The 20,157-nt window shown below is 44.4% G+C and carries 17 protein-coding genes; all 17 read left to right on the top strand.

Translation table 11 applies throughout. The features are described from left to right. Positions 1 to 38: 38 nt before the first annotated feature. The 17 genes from KWJ01_RS21060 to KWJ01_RS20980 all read left to right on the top strand — a co-directional run bounded on the left by KWJ01_RS21060 (position 39) and on the right by KWJ01_RS20980 (position 20,157). On the top strand, positions 39 to 1,568 hold the full coding sequence (locus KWJ01_RS21060; RefSeq protein ID WP_224999089.1) for a GH3 auxin-responsive promoter family protein: 1,530 nt from the start codon (positions 39 to 41) through the stop codon (positions 1,566 to 1,568). 402 nt (positions 1,569 to 1,970) lie between these two features. After that, the gene (locus KWJ01_RS21055) at positions 1,971 to 3,254 is read left to right on the top strand and encodes a glycoside hydrolase family 2 TIM barrel-domain containing protein (protein WP_224999088.1); all 1,284 of its coding nucleotides are present in this window, start codon (positions 1,971 to 1,973) and stop codon (positions 3,252 to 3,254) included. A 645-nt stretch (positions 3,255 to 3,899) separates the two neighbouring features. Continuing rightward, positions 3,900 to 4,685 (top strand): polysaccharide biosynthesis/export family protein, encoded by a 786-nt coding sequence (locus tag KWJ01_RS21050; RefSeq protein WP_224999087.1) that lies wholly within the window; start codon positions 3,900 to 3,902, stop codon positions 4,683 to 4,685. A gap of 11 nt (positions 4,686 to 4,696) precedes the next feature. After that, entirely contained in the window at positions 4,697 to 7,039 is a 2,343-nt protein-coding gene (locus KWJ01_RS21045) for a tyrosine-protein kinase (RefSeq protein ID WP_224999086.1), read from the top strand. 221 nt (positions 7,040 to 7,260) lie between these two features. After that, positions 7,261 to 8,241 carry an SDR family oxidoreductase gene (locus KWJ01_RS21040; protein ID WP_224999085.1) on the top strand — a complete coding sequence of 327 codons (981 nt, stop codon included), beginning with the start codon at positions 7,261 to 7,263 and terminating at the stop codon, positions 8,239 to 8,241. A gap of 214 nt (positions 8,242 to 8,455) precedes the next feature. After that, positions 8,456 to 9,394: a glycosyltransferase family 2 protein gene (locus KWJ01_RS21035; RefSeq protein WP_224999084.1), complete on the top strand. Its 939-nt coding sequence runs from the start codon at positions 8,456 to 8,458 to the stop codon at positions 9,392 to 9,394. 101 nt (positions 9,395 to 9,495) lie between these two features. Further along, entirely contained in the window at positions 9,496 to 10,410 is a 915-nt protein-coding gene (locus KWJ01_RS21030) for a sulfotransferase (protein WP_224999083.1), read from the top strand. Between the two features lie 186 nt (positions 10,411 to 10,596). Continuing rightward, positions 10,597 to 11,373, top strand: a complete 777-nt coding sequence (locus KWJ01_RS21025; protein WP_224999082.1) for a polysaccharide deacetylase family protein — start codon at positions 10,597 to 10,599, stop codon at positions 11,371 to 11,373. A gap of 52 nt (positions 11,374 to 11,425) precedes the next feature. After that, a complete protein-coding gene (locus tag KWJ01_RS21020; RefSeq protein ID WP_224999081.1) occupies positions 11,426 to 12,226 on the top strand; it encodes a sulfotransferase in 801 nt (266 codons plus the stop codon). Continuing rightward, complete coding sequence (locus KWJ01_RS21015; RefSeq protein ID WP_224999080.1) at positions 12,223 to 13,395, top strand: glycosyltransferase family 4 protein; 1,173 nt, start codon at positions 12,223 to 12,225, stop codon at positions 13,393 to 13,395. The genes KWJ01_RS21020 and KWJ01_RS21015 overlap by 4 nt, the downstream gene beginning before the upstream one ends. Positions 13,396 to 13,508: 113 nt before the next feature. Next, positions 13,509 to 14,558, top strand: coding sequence for an NAD-dependent 4,6-dehydratase LegB (locus tag KWJ01_RS21010; RefSeq protein ID WP_304502776.1), 1,050 nt, complete (start codon positions 13,509 to 13,511; stop codon positions 14,556 to 14,558). A gap of 83 nt (positions 14,559 to 14,641) precedes the next feature. Beyond that, positions 14,642 to 15,799 carry a LegC family aminotransferase gene (locus tag KWJ01_RS21005; RefSeq protein WP_224999079.1) on the top strand — a complete coding sequence of 386 codons (1,158 nt, stop codon included), beginning with the start codon at positions 14,642 to 14,644 and terminating at the stop codon, positions 15,797 to 15,799. A 3-nt stretch (positions 15,800 to 15,802) separates the two neighbouring features. Further along, positions 15,803 to 16,432 (top strand): acetyltransferase, encoded by a 630-nt coding sequence (locus KWJ01_RS21000; protein ID WP_224999078.1) that lies wholly within the window; start codon positions 15,803 to 15,805, stop codon positions 16,430 to 16,432. Beyond that, the gene (neuB, locus tag KWJ01_RS20995) at positions 16,429 to 17,454 is read left to right on the top strand and encodes an N-acetylneuraminate synthase (protein ID WP_224999077.1); all 1,026 of its coding nucleotides are present in this window, start codon (positions 16,429 to 16,431) and stop codon (positions 17,452 to 17,454) included. Before KWJ01_RS21000 ends, neuB begins: the two co-directional genes overlap by 4 nt. Continuing rightward, positions 17,451 to 18,608: a UDP-N-acetylglucosamine 2-epimerase gene (gene neuC / locus KWJ01_RS20990; protein ID WP_224999076.1), complete on the top strand. Its 1,158-nt coding sequence runs from the start codon at positions 17,451 to 17,453 to the stop codon at positions 18,606 to 18,608. Before neuB ends, neuC begins: the two co-directional genes overlap by 4 nt. Continuing rightward, the gene (locus KWJ01_RS20985; RefSeq protein ID WP_224999075.1) at positions 18,605 to 19,489 is read left to right on the top strand and encodes a methionyl-tRNA formyltransferase; all 885 of its coding nucleotides are present in this window, start codon (positions 18,605 to 18,607) and stop codon (positions 19,487 to 19,489) included. The genes neuC and KWJ01_RS20985 overlap by 4 nt, the downstream gene beginning before the upstream one ends. Further along, positions 19,486 to 20,157, top strand: coding sequence for a PIG-L deacetylase family protein (locus tag KWJ01_RS20980; protein ID WP_224999074.1), 672 nt, complete (start codon positions 19,486 to 19,488; stop codon positions 20,155 to 20,157). The genes KWJ01_RS20985 and KWJ01_RS20980 overlap by 4 nt, the downstream gene beginning before the upstream one ends.

Genomic DNA, 20,157 nt, shown 5'->3' with positions numbered 1-20,157 from the left:
TTTTTTATTCTTAAATCATATATCCGTAAGTTCTGGAAATGGCCATACTGGGAAACATCATCAAACATGCGCTGGAATTAACTGAGAAGGTTATTCCGGATTTATCTCCTTCTGAAAATCAGCGTGAGGTATTGCCACAATTACTCAAAAATGCAAAAGACGCTGCTTTTGGCAAGCAATATAATTTTGAGCAGATTCTGGAGGAAAAAGACATAGCGGCAGCATTTGCCAAGGCCGTACCTTTTTTTGATTACCACCAGATGCATGATCAATGGTGGTCCAGGCAGCTGGATGGCGAAGAAAATGTTACCTGGCCAGGTAAGCCCAAGTATTATGCCCTAAGCTCCGGAACTACCGGTAAACAAAGCAAGCGGATTCCGGTAACTGACGATATGTTGAAAGCTATCCGCAAAGCGGGTATTATGCAGATTCTGGCCATTACCAATTTTGATTTTCCCTCTGAGTTTTTCCAGAAAGAAGTGATGATGCTTAGCAGCTCTACAGACCTGGTGGATAAAGGTTCCCACCTGGAGGGTGAAATTAGTGGTATCTCAGCGAGTAACATCCCCGACTGGTTCAAGGGATATTACAGGCCAGGAGATGAAATTTCTGCCCTGAACGACTGGGACGAGCGGGTAGAAGCAATCGCCAGGAATGCAAAAAACTGGGATGTGGGTGCCCTGAGTGGCATCCCATCCTGGAATGAGCTGATGCTAAAAAAGATCATTGAATACCATAATCTTAATCATATACATGAAATCTGGCCAGACTTAAGCGTTTTTGCATCCGGAGGTGTTGCTTTTGGTCCCTACCGGAAAAGCTTCGAATCATTGCTTGGTAAACCCATCACCATTATTGATACTTACCTGGCTTCCGAAGGTTTTCTGGCATACCAGGCAAGGCCCAACAAAGACATGGCCATGCGGCTGGTAATCAACAATGGGATCTATTTTGAATTTGTGCCTTTTAAGGAGGAAAATATAGACGAAAATGGAAATGTTGTACAGAGCGCCCCGGCCTATACACTTGATGAAGTAGAAGAAGGGGTAGACTATGCACTGATCATTTCTACAGTATCAGGTGCCTGGCGCTATATGATTGGGGACACAGTTCGCTTTACAGATAAAGAAAAAGCAGAGATAGTGATCTCAGGCCGGACTAAACATTTTTTAAACGTGGTTGGCTCACAGCTGTCTGTAATGAAAATGAATAGCGCCATGAAACATCTTGAACAAACCTTTGATGTTGCCATTCCGGAGTTTACCGTGGCTGCTGTTAGACCGGATGGCGACTATATACACCATTGGTATCTGGGGGTAGAGGGTGCGGTGGATGTAGACAAGCTCACAGAAGCACTGGATGAATACCTGAAGGAATCGAATAAAAACTACGGTGTTGCCAGAAGGCAGGCCCTGAAGGGTGTTAAGGTTAGCAATGTAACGCCTGATGTTTTTTACAAATGGAATGAGCGGGAAAAGAAAAAAGGCGGACAGGTGAAAATGCCTCGTGTTATGAAGGAGGAGGAATTTGAAGAGTGGCAAAAGTTTGTAGAAGGGCTGCGTTCTTAAGCAAAGAGAACTTTTGGCAGTGCTGGATCTGAAGCTGGCTGAATATTTTTTATTTTTAGTTCATGCCTGATTTGCAGTCTTAGTGTTTGCTACTGCAGGTACAGGCATAATTTTGTTCTGTATTTAATTTTGGGGCCGATTATCATAACTAAGTTTAAAAATGCCAGTTGTTAATTAACAACAAGCGACAGTAAATAAACTAAACCTGCAGCAGCTGTTTGCCGTATTTTTTCTAATGAAGCGGGCAGGGACAACTGCAGATTATTTTTACGCCTTACAGCTGTACAGCAACATAAGCCAGGGCTGTAGCTTAGGCATTGCCTCAACCAAATTCGTATGTATATTTCCTGCAGAGTTTTACCAAACTCTATTTTAATTTTTTTGTGCATTACCGGTTTGTTTTTGAATAGTTGTGATGAACAGCCGGATCCTGAAGAAAAGTATGTAGCCCGGGGAAGAAAAGTAGAAATCGTATTTGAGAAGGGAAACTACACTCTTCTTCGCAATGGTAGCCCTTATTTTATCAGGGGTGGCGGCGGCTACGATAATTTTGACAAAATAAAAGAGCATGGGGGCAATTCTGTGCGGGTTTGGCATACCGATGATGCTCAGCGCATACTGGATGAAGCACATAAACATGGGTTAACGGTTACCCTAGGACTTTGGATGGCTCCTGAAAAAGATGGCTTCAATTATTACGATAAAGAACTGGTAACGCAACAGTTTGAGGAGTTACGGAAAGTTGTGCTACAGTACAAAGATCATCCTGCACTGCTAATGTGGGGCCTGGGAAATGAGTTGAACCTGGAAGCCTCCAACACAAAAGTATGGGATGCCGTAAATGATATTGCAGAAATGATCGATGAGCTTGATCCCGATCACCCCACCGCCACCATGCTGGTTGGCGCAAGAACAAAATTAATCAATCTTATAGCAAAAAAGTGTCCTGCAATTGATGTTATAGCAGTCAATACATTTGGAGCCATGGCCAACATACCGGGTAAGATCCGTGAAAGTAGTTGGGCAGGTCCATACATCGTATCAGAGTTCGGTCCGCGGGGTTACTGGGAATCGTACACCACCTGGTGGTATGCACCACTGGAACAAACCAGCTCCGAAAAGGCCGGTTTCATTAAAGAACGTTACCAGCGGGTAGTAAGCGTTGATACCACCAGGTGCCTGGGCGGCTATGTGTTTTATTGGGGATACAAGTTTGAGGGTACCCCCACCTGGTTTAGCCTCTTCACCAAATCTGGTGAAGAAACTGAAATGGTGCATGCCATGCATGAGCTCTGGACTGGCGATACCACCAAAAACAAACCACCCTACATAGCTTATCTGAAGCTAAACAAGACATTTGGCTACGAAAACATCTACCTGAAGCCACAGCAGGAATATGAGGCTGCAGTATATACTTTTGATCCAGAAGGTGACTCCCTTAGAATAGAATGGGAGCTTCTGCCAGAGGTATTTGATGAGCATGGCAATGAAGGCTCACCCACAGATGCTAAACCTTTACCACTTTCTTTGAACAATGTAGCAGACGGTAAAATAAGGCTTAGAGCACCGGCAAAGGAAGGCCCCTACAGGCTGTTTGTATACGTGTATGATGGCCAGGGAAATGTTGGTACAGCCAATACCCCATTTTATGTGAACAGTGCCGGCATGTATACCAAGCGGGATTGACGCATAATTTTCAGCAATACCAATGAAAGGGGCAGGTACAGCTATTTTATAAGCCCTCTGGGTGATGCTATTCTGCCTTTGGCAGGTTTGAGTAAAGTTTTACAACACCTAAAACATTAGTAAGAGGGTTCAGTTAAAATATATAGTGTTTTTTATTTCTCTGCTGAAGAAGATGATGATGATGAGAATTTGTGTGAATGTATAAACAACCGGAATGGCAGCTCAGGTGTAGCTTCCGCAACAACCTGAGCAGAATCACGACAGCATGTAGAGCTGGACTGGCCGTTTATCTTTTTTAAACCTGAAAGTTGATGGTAGTTAAATCATAGATGATGAACCACACAAATTACAGGATTGGTGCGTTAGTTAAGAGATGCACATTATTGTCAGTATTGATTGCAATGTGAAAGAAGCCGTATGAGGAACCGGACGAGTTCATCGATTTTTTGGAACAGACATCCTGCAAATATGTGCATAATCAGTCTTATGGCATATCAGAAGCAGTAGGATGCCTTTCTTATCCGAATAAATAAAGTAGATAATCAGTGGTATTAGAGATCAATAAACAATAAATGTTAATGTATGGCATAAGCCTTCAGGCAAAAAGCCTGGTGCTTTGCCCTTTTTTTAACCTTGTACATCATAATGAATTTTAGAATTTTACAGCTTGCGGGGCTTTTGCTTCTGTTTGCCTCCTGCTCCAGAAACTTAACATATTTTACTGAGCCTGATGAACCTGCTACACGGGAAGAACATGTAGAAGCTGTAACCAACGTAAGTGCTCCCAGAATACAGCCAGATGATATTTTAAGCATCAAAGTAAGCAGTCTGAGTCCAGAGTCCAACACACTGTTCAACCAGGGCGTGATTGCGCCTGGTCCGGGCGGCATGAGTGGAGGAGGTGTAAGCAGCCAGAGTACCGATGGCTATCTTGTAGATTCTGCAGGCTACATCCGATTCCCGGTGTTGGGAAAACTACACCTGGCCGGTCTTACTAAGGAAGAGGCAGTGCAGAAGCTGGAGACTTCCTTGCAGGAGTACCTGAGGGAGCCTGTTGTGAATATCCGTTTTCTGAATTACAGGGTTACGGTAATCGGGGAGGTTAGAAACCCCTCCACCTTTACTGTTGAATCGGAAAAACTAAACCTGCTGACTGCCCTGGGTATGGCTGGTGATCTTACCATCTACGGAAAGCGGGAAAATGTGCTGCTGATCCGAGAGGAAGGAGGGGTCAGGACCATGACGAGGATAAACCTGAACAGCAGGAATCTGCTGAACTCACCCTATTTCTACCTTCAGCAGAACGATGTGATTTATGTTGAAGCCGTAAAAGCACGCGGATATGCAGCTAATCCTGTAAGAGCGAACATTCCATTTGTATTAAGCCTGGTATCTGCTGTAACAGTGTTATTCTGGCGATTTTCTAGATAAACCCATTAAAAATGACAGATCAGGAAAACCTTCTTGCCGAAGATTCTGAGCAAATAAATTTTAAAGAAATCATTCTTAAGTACCTGCGTTACTGGTACCTGTTTTTGCTGGCTACCATTGTGTTTTTTGGGCTGGCCTATCTTTACCTGCGCTACACCACACCGCAATATTTAGTGACAACCAGTATTCTGGTTAAGAGCGATCAGCAATCTGGTGGCCTCACAGAAAGTGCCGTGTTCAATGATATACCAGGTTTTAAATCAAGTACCAATATTGATAACGAGATAAGGCTGCTAAAATCACAGAGCCTTATGTACCGGGTATTTAACGAACTGGACCTGCATGTAACCTATTATGGAGAAGGCAGGATCAAAGATCCGGAATTGTATGGTAATTCGCTGCCCTTCAGGGTAATTACCAACAAACTTGATACACTGTCTCACAACAAGGTAATAACAGTTCATCTCAGGGGAAATAACGTATATAACATAGAGTACAATGAAAAAGTAAGCACTCATAAATTCGGGCAAAGTGTAAACCTGGGGTTTGGAGAATTCACCATTGTTTCGGCACCAGCCAGGAACAGGGAAGGGATGCGGGTAAGGGTGCATTTTCATGATACTGAAAAGGTGGCCAGTAATTACAGTAACAGGCTGGTTGTAGAAAAAGACCAGCTTGCCTGGAGCAGTGCCCTTATGCTGAGTCTTGTAGATCCGGTTCCTGAAAAAGGAGTGGATATTCTGAACAAACTTATAGAAGTATATAATAAAGAGGCTGTTGAAGATAAAAATGTAATTGCAGCGAACACAATTGAGTTTATAAACGAAAGGCTAAAGTTTCTGACAGATGAGCTCACAGATGTGGAAAAAGACGTTGAAGAATACAAACGTGAACGCAGGTTGGTAAATGTTGGCACAGAGGCAGAAATGTACCTGCAGGGAAGAACAGGCTACGACCAGCAATTAGCAGAATATGATTTACAACTTGAAATCCTAAGTTCTATAGAGAACTATCTCAGTAAAGGTGATAATGATTTTGGTTTAGTGCCCAGCAGTCTCAGCATTGGCGACCCTACATTGCAGCGGCTCATTGACAGGTTCAACGAACTTCAGCTGGAGAGACAGCGTCTGCTGCTAACCAACAAACCCAACAACCCACTGGTACAAAATTTAGCAGAACAGCTGAATGACCTGCGCCTGAATATCCTTGAAAATTTAAGGAACATTCAGCAAAGCATGGAACTTACCAGAAGCAATCTGCAGGCAAATTTTGCACAGTTTGAATCAAAAATTGAGCAGGTTCCTCTTATGGAGCGTGAAATACAGGCCATTAGCAGACAGCAGGGAATCAAAGAAGGTCTTTACCTGTATTTGCTGCAGAAACGCGAAGAATCTGCATTATCACTGGCTGCAACCGTGTCAAATTCACGTGTTATAGATCCTGCAACGGCAGGTAGTATCCCCGTTTCGCCTGAAAGCTCCACCTTTTACATGTATGCCCTGATACTGGGCCTTGGGGTTCCATTTGCCTTTATTTTTGTTAAGGAAATGCTTAACAACAAGGTGCAGGAGCATAAAGATGTGGATAAGGCTACTGCTACACCTGTACTTGGAGAAATAGCACATAAGCGTAGTGGCGAGAGCCTGGTGGTAACAAAGGACAGCAGAAGTCCGGTGGCAGAATTGTTCCGCCTCATCAGGGCAAACCTGCAGTTTGCCAATGCTGGCAAAGAAAACAAGGTGATGCTGGTAACTTCCAGTGCCAGTGGCGAAGGAAAAACTTTCTTCAGCCTTAACCTTGGCGCCAGCCTGGCGCTTTCAGGCAAAAGAGTGGTGGTGGTGGATTTTGACTTAAGAAAGCCAAGCCTGCTCCAAAACCTGGCGATGACCAATGATTTTGGCATTACTAATTACCTGGTAACAGAAAATACCCCGATCAATGATCTGATCAAGCCTACCAAAGTTTCACCTAATCTATTTCTGGTGGGAGCAGGGCCAATACCGCCAAATCCATCAGAATTGATGCTGTTGCCGAAAATAGGTGAACTGATAGAAGGCCTGAGGCAGCGTTTTGATTATGTGATCATTGATACTTCTCCGGTTGGACAGGTGGCAGATGCTTTCTCACTGTCGGCTTATATTGATGTAAGCCTGTACCTGATCCGCTACCAGTTTACAGAAAAGGAACAGGTGAAAATAGTTGATGACATCTACAAAAAGAAAAAGCTGAAACATACCATGATCGTACTCAACGACGCCAGAAAGGGTGGAGGTTACGGTTATGGCAAAGGCTACGGCTATGGCTATGGTCAGGAAAAGAAAAAAGGATTTTTCGGCAGGTTATTTGGTAAGTAAATAGCTTAATACAGAATTCTGAAAACTGTTATAGTACTACGGTGCGGCCTCTGTTTGCCGCACCGTATTTATGCAAGTGTTTATTGCAGGTGCAGGCACTTATTTGCCTAAGTGGTGGCGCAACGGTTGTTCTGCTGGCATAGCCTCTAGCTGCGCATCACAAATTGAATCTTTAAGCTTACATTTACCCTGATTTTTAAAATTATCATATCTCCTACATCATGTACAATACAGCTTACCATAAAGAAGAACTTAACAAGCACAGTTTTTTAGTGACCGGTGGCGCAGGTTTTATCGGATCTAATATAGTAGAGTACCTACTGAAATATGGTGCTAAAAAGGTAAGGGTGCTTGATAACTTCTCTACAGGTGACCGCAGCAATCTGCAGGAGTTCATGGAGAACCCCGCATTTGAATTTATGGAAGGAGATATACGTGACCCCGAGACCTGTAAAAAAGCAGTAGCCGGAATAGAATATGTTTCTCACCAGGCGGCACTGGGTTCTGTTCCGCGTTCTATCAATGACCCTGTTACTACAAATGAAGTGAACATCTCTGGCTTTTTAAACATGCTGGTTGCTGCCCGAGATGCGGGGGTGAAGCGTATGGTCTATGCTGCCAGTTCCAGTACTTACGGAGATCACCCGGGCCTGCCTAAAGTTGAAAACGAAATAGGCAATCCCTTATCTCCCTATGCAATTACCAAGTATGTGAATGAGTTATATGCCAGCGTTTTTTCGAGAACCTACAATTTCCATACAATAGGGCTGCGGTACTTTAATGTGTTTGGTCCAAAGCAAAACCCTAACGGACCCTATGCTGCAGTTATTCCCCTGTTCATAGAAGCTGCTTTAAACAAGCAGGCGGCATACATCAATGGTGATGGGGAAACCAGTCGTGATTTTACCTTTGTTGAAAACGCAGTTCAGGCAAACATAAAAGCGATGCTTGCCCCGGAAGTAGCCGAACATGAGGTTGTAAACATAGCTTTTGGAGAGCGCACCACCCTTAATGAGCTGTGGAACAGGATATGTGAGCTAACTGGAACAGACATTAAGCCCATTTACAGGGAAGAGCGAGTGGGGGATGTTAAACATAGCCTGGCCAACATATCCAAAGCAAAATCACTGATTGGGTACCAGCCAGCTTATTCTGTTCAGGAGGGTTTGTCTTTGGCGGTAGACTGGTATGCCAAAGCATGAAGTGTTATCTACAGAAAATCTTATAAAGCCGGTTTAGCCGGCTTTAATATTTTATGCACCTCATATATGTTGTTTTATATGGCTTCCGCTACTTTGTTTATTTAATATCAATAGACTGCATAATCTAAACAATATGGCCCTGATCATATTATTATATAAGACTATGGGTCTAAAATAGCACAATATTAAGCGGGATTCAGAGAATCATTTTTTTATGGAAATCAAAGTTTCTGTAGTTATACCAACGTATAACAGGGGAGATATCATAAGCGAAACTTTAGATTCAGTTGCAGCTCAAACCATGCCTGAATGGGAATGTATTGTAGTTGATGATGGATCAACTGACGAAACAGAGGCTGTGTTGCAAAAATACATCAGTAAAGACTCACGGTTTAGCTATGTACGCCGCCCTGCAGAACGCTGTAAGGGTGGAAATACCTGCAGAAACATAGGCATTGAAATGGCTAAGGGCATGTATATTCAGTTTCTGGATTCAGACGACCTGATTGCTGCCAACAAATTTGAGGAGCAGCTAAAGGCCTTAGAACCCTATGATTCGCATGCTGTTGCCACCTGTAAATGGGGCAGATTCAGAACCAGACAGGATCAGCTGACATCCAAGGCTCATGAACCAACGTATATCAGCAGTAATGGTCCGCTAAAATTGCTGGATGTATTTGGCAAACACAGCATCTGGTTTCCGCCACACGTTTACCTGGTGAGAAAAAGCCTTTTGGAAGAGGCAGGTTACTGGAACGAAGATCTGAAAATGAACCAGGATGGTGAGTTTTTTGCGAGGGTACTGCTTAGTGCATCACACATTGTTTTTGTGCCCTCTACAGAAGTCTATTACAGGCGCCATACCGGAGGCAACACCAGCTCCTGGAATAAAGAAGAGAAAGTCAGGAGTGTGATTCAAAGCTGGGAACTGGTAGACTCTGCTATTGAAAAGAAGCTGGGCATTTCCAACCATTCCTATGTTAAACAGGCCAGGAATCTGATATATGACAAAATCAAAAACAGGTTTCCGGCCATTGTAAGGGAGCATCAGGATTTCTTTGACAAGAAACGGTCGAAAGCTGAAGAATTCCTGATCAAAGCAAATTCCAGGTTTCAGCTTATGTACCTGAGGAAAGTAAAAAGTAAGCTGTAAGAGGTTGTTAATTCAGCCTTATATTTTGTAAATAATACCAGGTTACAGGGAGTTATGGGGATTCCCTGTCCTGTTTTTCTTGATCAACGGCATTGAACGATATGAATAAACTTTACAATTGTATAATCCTTTCAACAAAATCTGCAGGCTCCAGCGCTTTACAAAAATTGCTGGTGAAGAACTATGGTTTCAACATGGTTAAGAATACAACACACCACGAGAACGAAACACTTTTCTGGAGCAAGGCAGCCTCTGCATTAGATCTCTATCAGGATAAAATGCACAGGAGTAAAGTGCCATTCTCCAGGTCTGCTGCCCTGCAGGCATTAAATAAATTTCTTAAAGATAACAGCGTAGAAGAGTGCCTTTCAGCAGACGCATCTAAGGCAGAAATATTCAGCGCTTACTTTGATTTGATCAGCCAGTACAAACCATTATTTGTTGAGAAAAGTCCGCATCATCTGTATAATCAGAGCAATCTGGATCTATTGGCTGAATTTGCCTGTCAGTATAAAGATAAGGTTAATGTGAAGTTTTTGGGGCTTGTTCGGCATCCTTTATCTGTTATTTATTCTGGCTGGGATCGCTGGAAACATGACTGCAGCGAGTTTGAACGGGAATGGTTTGTTTCCAACGTTAACCTGCTGAAGAATAAAGAATCACTTAATATAGATATTGTCCGTTACGAGGATCTGGTTGCTGAAAATGCTGCATTTCTTGAGGAAAAGCTAGGTTTGAAACCGGTTTCTGATGCATTCAGCTTTAGAAGTTCTTCGCTTGACAAATGGAAAAAGGATAAAGCATTTGGCCATCAGCTAAGCGATGAAACCATAGAGCTGGCAAAACAATTCGGATACAAAGACTTTGATACTTCCGGCGAAGGCTTGTCATGGAACTTTAAAAGCCTTTCGATATATGCTGGTGTGGAATTAAAAAGACTGCTTAGAAAAAGTGCTATGTACTGGCTCCCTTTCTGCTATGTCAACACGCCGGCAGCAGACAAAATGTTAGGTTAGTCCAGATCAGTTATTTCTAAACATCACAGCATGTGTGCTGTTCTTATATAGAGATCAGTTTAAGTGTTATGCATGCAGAAGGTGAGCCTTTCTTTAGTAGTTGCTTTCATATTTTGACTGCAGCATAAAAGGGTATTCAGTACCGTCACAACCTTAAAGGTCTCATAAAAGTATTGCACCCAAAGCATGAAGGAGCTAGAGCTAAATCCTACAATTGTAACTTATCACAAGATAGATGCACAGCATAAGCTTGCTGCACATTTCAATATTTACCAGCAGAAGAACATTCTTGTTACTGTGGATGATGGTGATGTTTCCTTCTATCAGCATATGTTCCCGCTGCTTAAGCAATACAAACTTCCTGCAATTCTGTTTGTTATTACCGGACTCATAGATACTAAGATACCATTCTGGTGGGATGAACTTGAATACCTGCTGGGGCCGGAACAAGGCGGAAAAAAAGTGTGGGAAGTAAAGGAATGGCCTAATCATAAAAGGCTTGCATACCTGGAGCAGCTGCGCGCTACTGTTGATAAGGCACCCCTTGAACAACAGCAGCTAACCACTGCCCAACTGCTGGAAATGCAGGAAGCTGGCGTTACCATTGCAAATCATTCGCACACACATCCCATGTTCGATAAGTGTACGGAAGCAGAGCTGCAGGACGAGTTTATGAAATCTAAGCAGTTTTTTGAAGAGCGGGGGCTGAAGGGATATAGATTGTTTGCTTATCCAAATGGCAACCACAGCACTTTAACAGAAAAGGTAGCAAAAGAAGCAGGCATTGAATACGCCTTTCTGTTTGATCATAAGCTGCCCTCGAAAGGTTTTAACCCATACCGCATATCCAGGTTAAGTGTAACAGACCAGACCAGCGTAAATAAGCTGCACTTTATTTTAAGCGGCTGGCACAGCAGGGTATTGCCTGTGAGTAAAAAACTCTATAAAGTATTAAATGGCTGAGAAATCACTTTTTCAACGGTTTGTTTCCCGCTACAGGAAGCATAAAACTTTAATGTCTCTGCTCAACATAAGCGGCAGAAATATCCACAACAGGAAATGGGTCTTTATCATTGGGTGTTACAATTCCGGTACTACACTGCTGGAGGAGGTGCTTTCCACACATCCGGCCATGAGCTCTTTGAACGATGAGGGTGTTGTGCTCACTGATGCCCTGCTGCGGCCCGAAGATTTTAACTGGCGCCGTATGTGGCAGGCCTGTGAAGAAGAAATGAAGATTGATGAAAACGGTGCAGCAGCCAGAGCAAACAGAATCAAAAGGCAGTGGTCGCATTTCTATGATTTGAAAAAGCCGGTACTGCTTGAAAAATCAATTGCCAACACTACCCGGATAGAATTTTTTAACCGTCATTTCGATGATGTATACTTTATACATCTGGTCAGGAATGGCTATGCTGTAGCAGAGGGTATACACCGAAAGGCAGATATAATGGAGGGTAACCCCCAGTTCAGGGCCGGTTCGCAGTATCCGCTGGCGTATTGTGCCAGACAATGGGCCAGGAGTATAGCGCTTGTAAAGCAAACCAAAAATAAGGCTAACCGCTTTCATGAAATTACTTACGAAGAGTTTACTGATAATCCCGACGAGGTCTTAAGGACGATAACCGACTTTATAGGTGTTGAACCTTTCAGGGATACCTTTAAAGGAAATGTGTTTAAAATTCATAACGTGGAGAGCAGTATCAGGAACATGAATGAAAAAAGTTTGGAGAAACTTAGCGGGAAGGACATTGAAGAAATAAACCGGGAGGCTGCTGCCTATCTGGAGGAGTACGGATACCTGATTAAGGCATGAAAATACTATTTGTACAGGATAGCCTGGGAACAGGCGGCGCAGAGCGTTCCAATGCCTACCTCTGGTATTACCTTAGGGAGAGGGGCGTGGAGTTCAGGATTGTTGTGCTGGGGCACCGGAAAGAAGGAATAGAAAAGGAGATTCTCTCCGAAGGTTTTAACGTTACCTTTCTGGAGCGGGGTAACTTTCTGAAAAACGGGCGCGATATTGCTGATGTCATCAGGGAATTCAATCCTTCTGTTGTTCATTCAGTGCTGTATGAATCGAATATGAGGGTTAGGTTTGCCAAGCTCTTTGCCGATTTTTACCATGTTGAAAGCCTGGTAAACTGTACCTATGCACCAATCCGTTTCAAGGATCCCAGGGTAAGCAAACCCGGCCTTTACCTGGCAAAGTACATGGATTTCTTTAGCCGCTCCAGGGGGGTCGATCATTCCATAGCCATCACACGCGAAGTAGCAAAGCACTATCAGGAGCAGTTTAACATCCCCTCTTCTCAGATGTCTGTTATTTTCCGGGGCAGAAAGGAAAATCCACACCTGGCCGACAGGATTGCCATACGGGAAAAGTTAATTACAGAACTGGGGATAGCAGCAGATAAAGTATTGCTGATACATGTAGGGAGGCAGGAGTACCAGAAAGGACACGTACATCTGCTGGAAGCCCTGCACATACTCCATGAGCGTAACAGGGAAGTCTGGGATAAAATATCTATACTGTTCTGTGGCCGAATGGGCAATGCCTCTGCAGATATTGATGACTTCACAGAGGCACATCCCTACCTGAACAAGCATATGCAATGGCTGGGACACCGGCATGATGTACCCCAACTATTAGCCGCATCAGATGTGTTTGTGTTTCCCTCTTTGTATGAAGGTTTGGGAGGCTCCCTGATTGAGGCACAGGCAGCAGCACTGCCGGTGGTGTGTTCTGATATTCCTGTGCTGCACGAGGTGGTGAATGCGGGTGATAATGCGCTTATGTTTCCTGTAACGGATGCACAGGCCATGGCAAAGCAGATCGAGAAAGTAGTATGTAATGCCGAACTGCAAAAGCGCATGCGTGAACGCAGCCTTATAAACTATCAGGAGAAGTTCAGGTTAGATAATATAAATGAGGAAATGCTGAATTTTTACCGGAAAGTAAGCAAACAAGCTGTGGAAAGCTGATCATACGTATAAAACAGGGCTTTCCCGTTGGATAAATAAATTCTTTTTTAGCTTCTTTACATGCGTCTGGTTCTGCCCTGCCGACAGCCGGAGAAGACATGATTTTTTAATAAATGAATAAAAGAGGTACTGCCACAGGAGCCTCTGCAAAAATTAACTTTTCAATGGACTTAAAAAATAAACAAGTACTTGTAACTGGTGCCGATGGTTTTATAGGAAGCCATTTAGTGGAGCGTTTGCTGGAAGAAGGGTGTAAGGTAAGGGCATTTGTATACTATAACTCATTTAACAGCTGGGGCTGGCTGGATAACTTCCCTAAAGAAAAGCTCTCGCAGGTAGAGATATTTGCCGGAGACATCAGGGATCCAAATGGAGTACGCACAGCCATGAAAGGAGTAGAGGTAGTGTTTCACCTGGCGGCACTTATTGCCATCCCTTTCAGCTACCATTCGCCAGATAGCTACATCGATACCAATGTAAAAGGAACGCTTAACGTAGTTCAGGCCGCAAAAGACCTGGGCGTGGAGCGTGTGCTGGTAACTTCTACCTCAGAGGTTTATGGAACGGCACAATACATCCCTATTGATGAAAAGCACCCAAGACAGCCACAGTCACCATACTCGGCCTCAAAAATAGGGGCAGACTGTATAGCAGAATCCTTCTACAGGAGCTTTAACCTGCCCCTTACCATTGTTCGTCCTTTTAATACATATGGCCCCCGCCAATCTGCCAGGGCGGTAATTCCTACCATCATTACACAGCTGCTCAATGGTAAAACAGAAATCAAGCTGGGCGATCTTACACCCACACGCGATCTGCTGTTTGTAAAAGATACCGCCAACGGATTTGTAGAAATTGCCAAATCTGACAGCCTGATGGGTGAGGACTGTAACATAGCCACCGAATCTGAAATATCCATCGGACAGCTGGCGCAGGGCATGATTGACCAGATCAACCCCCAGGCCCGTATTGTACAGGACGAGGAGCGTTTACGCCCGGCCAAAAGCGAGGTGTTTCGCCTGTATGGAGCCAATAGCAAGATCAGGGAAAATACCAGCTGGCAAATGAAGTACAGCCTGGAGGAAGGCCTTCGTGAAACCATTGAATGGTTCAGCAACAAAGAGAACCTGCGCCATTACAAGGCTGATATATATAATATTTAGGATCTGTTTTTATTCCTTTCATTCCATAGCGGGGTAAAGCGCTCGCTGCAGAAAACATCAGCTTCACCAACCATTAAAAACTTATGGGGCAAAGCAGCAAGTTCAGCCATATCATTGATTTTATCAAAACACTTTATCCGGGGCAGGATTTTATTCCACTGCATGAGCCCAGGTTTACAGGTAATGAGAAAAAATATGTGGCAGATGCCATAGACTCTACCTTTGTTTCGTCGGTAGGTGCCTATGTGAACCGCTTTGAAGAAATGATGCAGGAGATTACGGGTGCAAAGTATGCTGTTGCAACTGTAAATGGCACCGCTGCCCTGCATATGGCACTACTAGTGGCAGGTGTTAAGCAGGGCGATGAAGTGCTGACACAGGACCTTAGCTTTATAGCAACAGCCAATGCCATCAGCTACATTGGTGCAAAGCCGGTGTTTCTGGATATCGACAGAAAAAACCTGGGCTTATCGGCAGATGTGCTGCAGGCATTTCTGGATGAGTGGGGGCAGAAGGGAGCCGAAGGCACCATCAATAAAAAAACTGGCAACCGTATTGCCGCCTGTGTGCCCATGCACAGTTTTGGCTTTCCCTGCGAAATAGACCGCATTGCTGCTGTCTGCAGTGAATGGAATATTCCACTGATTGAAGATGCCGCAGAATCGCTGGGAAGCTACTACAAAGGTAAACACACCGGTACTTTTGGGCTGCTGGGTACCTACAGCTTTAATGGCAACAAAACAGTTACCTGCGGGGGAGGCGGGGCCATTGTTACTAATAATGAGCAACTGGCAAAGCTGGCAAAGCACCTAACCACACAGGCCAAAGTACCGCATGCCTGGGAGTTTAACCACGACTACATTGGCTACAACTACCGTATGCCTAACCTTAATGCTGCCTTGGCCTGTGCACAGCTGGAGCAGTTAGCTGGTTTTGTAGAAAATAAACGTAAACTGGCAGCAACCTATAAAGCTTTTTTTCAGGATATAGCTGGCATAGCATATTGTGAAGAAGCCAAAGAAGCTAAAGCCAATTACTGGCTCAATGTGCTGCTGCTGGATAACAGGGAAGAACGTGATGCTTTTTTAGCGGAAGCAAATAATAATGGAGTAATGTCACGGCCAGCCTGGACGCTGATGCACAAATTGCCCATGTTCCGGGACTGCCAGCACGATAGTGTTGCTGTAAGCCAGTGGGTAGAAGACAGGCTGGTGAATATTCCGAGCAGTGTTAGAGTATAGTTTATGAAGAAAATCGCACTATTAGGTTATTCCGGACACGCCTATGTAGTGGCTGATGCTGTAAAGCTGAGCAGAGATCAGCTGCTGGGGTACTATGAGCGGCAGCAGGCCATCACTAATCCCTTTGGACTGGATTGGTTAGGCGATGAGTATGTTGCAGGGGCTTTAGATATTTTAAAGCAGCAATCTGCCTGCGCAATTGTCAGTGTAGGCGAAAACAACATCAGGCGAAAAGTAATGCAACACCTGCAGCACCAGCAGGTAAGCTTTACTACCGTGATTCATCCTGCCAGCATTGTTTCTGGATTGGCTACAGTGGCCGATGGCTGCTTTATTGCTGCAGGTGCAAAGGTAAATCCACTGGCAACAATAGGGGCGGGGGTTATCCTCAATACCGGCTGTATTGTTGAACATGAGTGTAGCATAGCTGGTTTTGTTCATATAGCCCCCGGTGCTGTGCTTGCCGGCAGTGTGCAGGTAGGCGAAGGTAGTTTTATTGGTGCCAATGCTGTTGTTAAACAAGGTGTGCGCATTGGCAGTAATGTAGTAATAGGTGCCGGTGCAGTAGTGTTAAAAGACATACCCGATCATCAAACCTGGGTAGGAAACCCAGCCAGAGAGATAATAAAATGAGTAAAACGCTGATTATAGCCGAAGCTGGTGTAAACCATAATGGCGATATAGCACTTGCCAAACAGCTGATAGATGCAGCTGCAGAAGCCGGCGCTGATTTTGTAAAATTTCAGACCTTTAAAGCCGATAAGCTGGTAAGCAAATCGGCCAAACAGGCCGCATACCAGGTGAAGAACCAGAGCGGCCAGGATGATGACACCCAATATGGTATGTTGAAGAAGCTGGAGTTATCCGAGGCCGATCATCATGAACTTCAGCGCTATGCCCATCAAAAAGGTATAAAGTTTCTCTCCACTGGTTTCGATCACGACAGCCTCGACTTTTTAGACCAGCTTGGGCTTGAGCTTTTTAAGATCCCCTCAGGGGAAATTACCAATAAACCATATCTGAAGCATATTGGCCGCAAAAGCAAGCCTGTTATCCTGTCAACAGGTATGGCTTCTTTAAAAGAAATAGAAGAGGCCATAGAGGTACTGGAAGAGGCAGGCCTGGAACGTTCACAGATATCTGTGTTACATTGTAATACCGAGTATCCCACGCCCATGGAAGATGTAAACCTTAAGGCAATGCTAACCATCAGGGATGCTTTTAAGATCAACGTTGGCTACTCAGATCATACCCTGGGCATTGAGGTGCCTGTTGCGGCAGTAGCACTGGGGGCCACCATCATAGAAAAACACTTTACCCTTGATAACAACCTGCCTGGCCCGGACCATAAAGCCTCCCTTAACCCAACAGAGCTTAAATCCATGGTACAGGCCATCCGTAATATAGAGATGGCACTTAGTGCGGATGGAAGAAAAAGGCCAAGCCAGTCAGAAGCAAAAAACAAGCCACTGGTACGAAAGAGCCTCTATTATAATGGAGATCTTCCGGAAGGGACCATACTGCAGGAAAATCATTTTATTGCTAAACGCCCGGCTGAAGGCATCAGCCCTATGCAGGTAGATAGCCTGGTAGGCAGAACCCTGAACAGGGCTGTGCAGGAAGGTGAACTTGCAGCCTTTAATCATTTTTCATGAAGAAGATCTGTGTAGTGACTGGTACCCGTGCGGAGTATGGCCTGCTGTACTGGACACTAAAAGCATTAAAAGAAGATCCCACCTTTCAGTTACAGCTGTGCGTAACAGGTATGCACCTGTCTCCTGAGTTTGGCTTAACCTATAAGCAAATCGAAAAAGATGGCTTCAGCATCGATAAAAAGGTTGAAGTGCTGCTGTCTTCCGACTCTTCTGTGGGCGTATCAAAGAGCATAGGCCTGGGTGTAATTTCTTTTGCTGAAGCCTTTGCCGAGCTAAAGCCCCACCTGATCCTGGTTTTAGGTGATCGCTTTGAGATTTTTGCAGCTGCCACAGCCGCCATGATAGGCAAGATACCTGTGGCACACTGCCATGGCGGCGAAGCTACCGAAGGGCTCATTGATGAGCCCATCAGGCACTCCGTCACTAAAATGTCGCACATTCATTTCACGGCTACAGAGGAGTACAGAAAGCGGGTGATTCAGCTCGGAGAGCAGCCCGATCGGGTACATAACGTTGGTGCCCTTGGTATTGAAAACATCAACAGGCTGGAGCTGCTCGACAGAAGGAGCTTTGAAAAAAGTATTGATTTTGAACTGGGCAGTCGAAATGTGCTCGTAACCTTTCATCCGGTTACCCTGGAGCATGCCACAGCAGAAAAACAGTTTAGTGACCTGCTGCGGGCGCTGGATGAGCTGGAGGATACAAAAATCATTTTTACGAAACCTAATGCCGATACAGACGGTAGAATAATCATAAACCTGATTGACGATTACGTAAAAAACCATCCTGCTAAGAGCGTAGCTTTTATATCTCTGGGACAGCTCCGGTACCTTTCTGCTTTACAGCATGTAGATGTGGTAGCGGGAAATTCCTCCAGCGGACTGATAGAGGTGCCCAGCTTTAAAAAGGCAACCATTGATATAGGTGACCGTCAGCGGGGAAGAATTAAAGCAGCGAGTGTTATTTCCTGCGGACCTGACTACAGCTCTGTGAAAGAGGCCCTTCAGAAAGCTTTTTCAGCAGATTTCAGCGCTACGTTAGAGGGGGTGAAAAACCCGTATGGAGAAAAGAACGCATCAGGAGAAATTGTAAGCATACTTAAAGAAACCGAGATAGAGCATCTTCTGAAGAAGAAATTTTTTGATTTAGAATGAAGGTCATTTTTATAGGAACCGTTGAATTTTCTAAAAGAGCGCTGCTAAAACTTTTAGAGCTAGAGGTTGATGTTGTTGGAGTTGTGACTAAAGGAAAGTCTGATTTCAATGCTGATTTTGCAAACCTGGAGGAAGTATGCCTGGAGAAAGGCATACCCTGTAAACTGGTCAGGAACATCAATCATCCCAATAATATAGCCTGGATCAAAACATTAAGCCCCGATATCATCTTTTGTTTTGGATGGTCCAGTTTACTTAAAACCGAATTACTATCCATTGCACCTATGGGGGTGGTTGGATATCATCCGGCACTTTTACCCCGGAATAAAGGGAGACACCCTATTATCTGGGCACTGGTACTAGGCCAGCAAATAACAGGCTCCACCTTTTTTTTTATGGACGAAGGAGCCGACACCGGTGACATTCTTAGCCAGAAAGAGTTACAGATAGTATACGAAGATGATGCCGGTAGTGTGTACAAAAAGCTTACTGCACTTGCGCTTGAGCAGATAGAAGAGTTTGTGCCCCAGTTACAGGACGGGTACTATCCCAGGATTCCACAATCAGGAGAAGGGAATTCCTGGAGAAAGCGGGGCCGGAAAGACGGGGAAATTGACTGGCGGATGAGCAGCGAAAATATCAGGAATTTAGTAAGGGCACTTACCAGGCCTTATGTAGGAGCCCATTTTATATATAATGACAGTGAGTTTAAAGTCTGGAAATGCAAGGTGCCCCAAATGGACTTTGACAGTAACATAGAACCGGGTAAAGTGCTGGGGAATGAGAAAGGCAACTTGCTGGTAAAAACAGGTGATGGCGCAGTATGGCTAACAGAATTTGATTTAACAGAAAATATAGCAGTCGGAGAATATCTGATATGAAGAACATACTGATCGTTTCTGCGCATCCCGACGATGAAGTACTGGGTGCAGGAGGAACTTTACTTAAACATAAAACCCGGGGCGACTCCATTTACTGGTTAATTATTACAGATGTTTTTGAAGAACATGGCTTTACACAGGAAAGAGTGGAAAGCCGCCAGCAGGAGATCCGGAGGGTTGCAGAAAAGCTGGGCATCAAAAAAACGTTCAAGCTGGGTTATCCTACTATGTCGCTGTCAAACTCCTCATTGCGGGAGCTGATACCCAAAATTTCTGCTGTTTTCCAGGAGGTTGAACCGGAAACCGTTTACTGCCTTAACAGGTCCGATGCTCATTCAGACCACCGTGTTGTTTTTGACGGGGTAATGGCCTGTACAAAGTCTTTCCGCTATCCTTATGTAAAGCAGGTGCTGATGTATGAATGTATATCTGAAACAGAGTTTGCGCCTGTGCTGCCGGAAAAGGCATTCCTGCCTAATTACTTTGTAGACATTACCGAATACCTGGATCAGAAGCTGGATATCATGAGAATATACGCCTCCGAACTGGGTGAGCATCCTTTTCCACGATCCATTGAAAATATAAAGGCCCTGGCACATTACCGCGGAGCAAGTGTTGGTGTGCAGTATGCAGAGGCCTATCAACTTTTAAAATATATCGATAAATAA

Origin of the sequence: Cesiribacter sp. SM1 (assembly GCF_020178975.1) — a bacterium.
In the GTDB taxonomy this organism is placed as follows: domain Bacteria; phylum Bacteroidota; class Bacteroidia; order Cytophagales; family Cyclobacteriaceae; genus Cesiribacter.
Note: the sequence above shows the minus strand (reverse complement) of the source record. Positions and strands in the feature narration are given on the sequence as shown.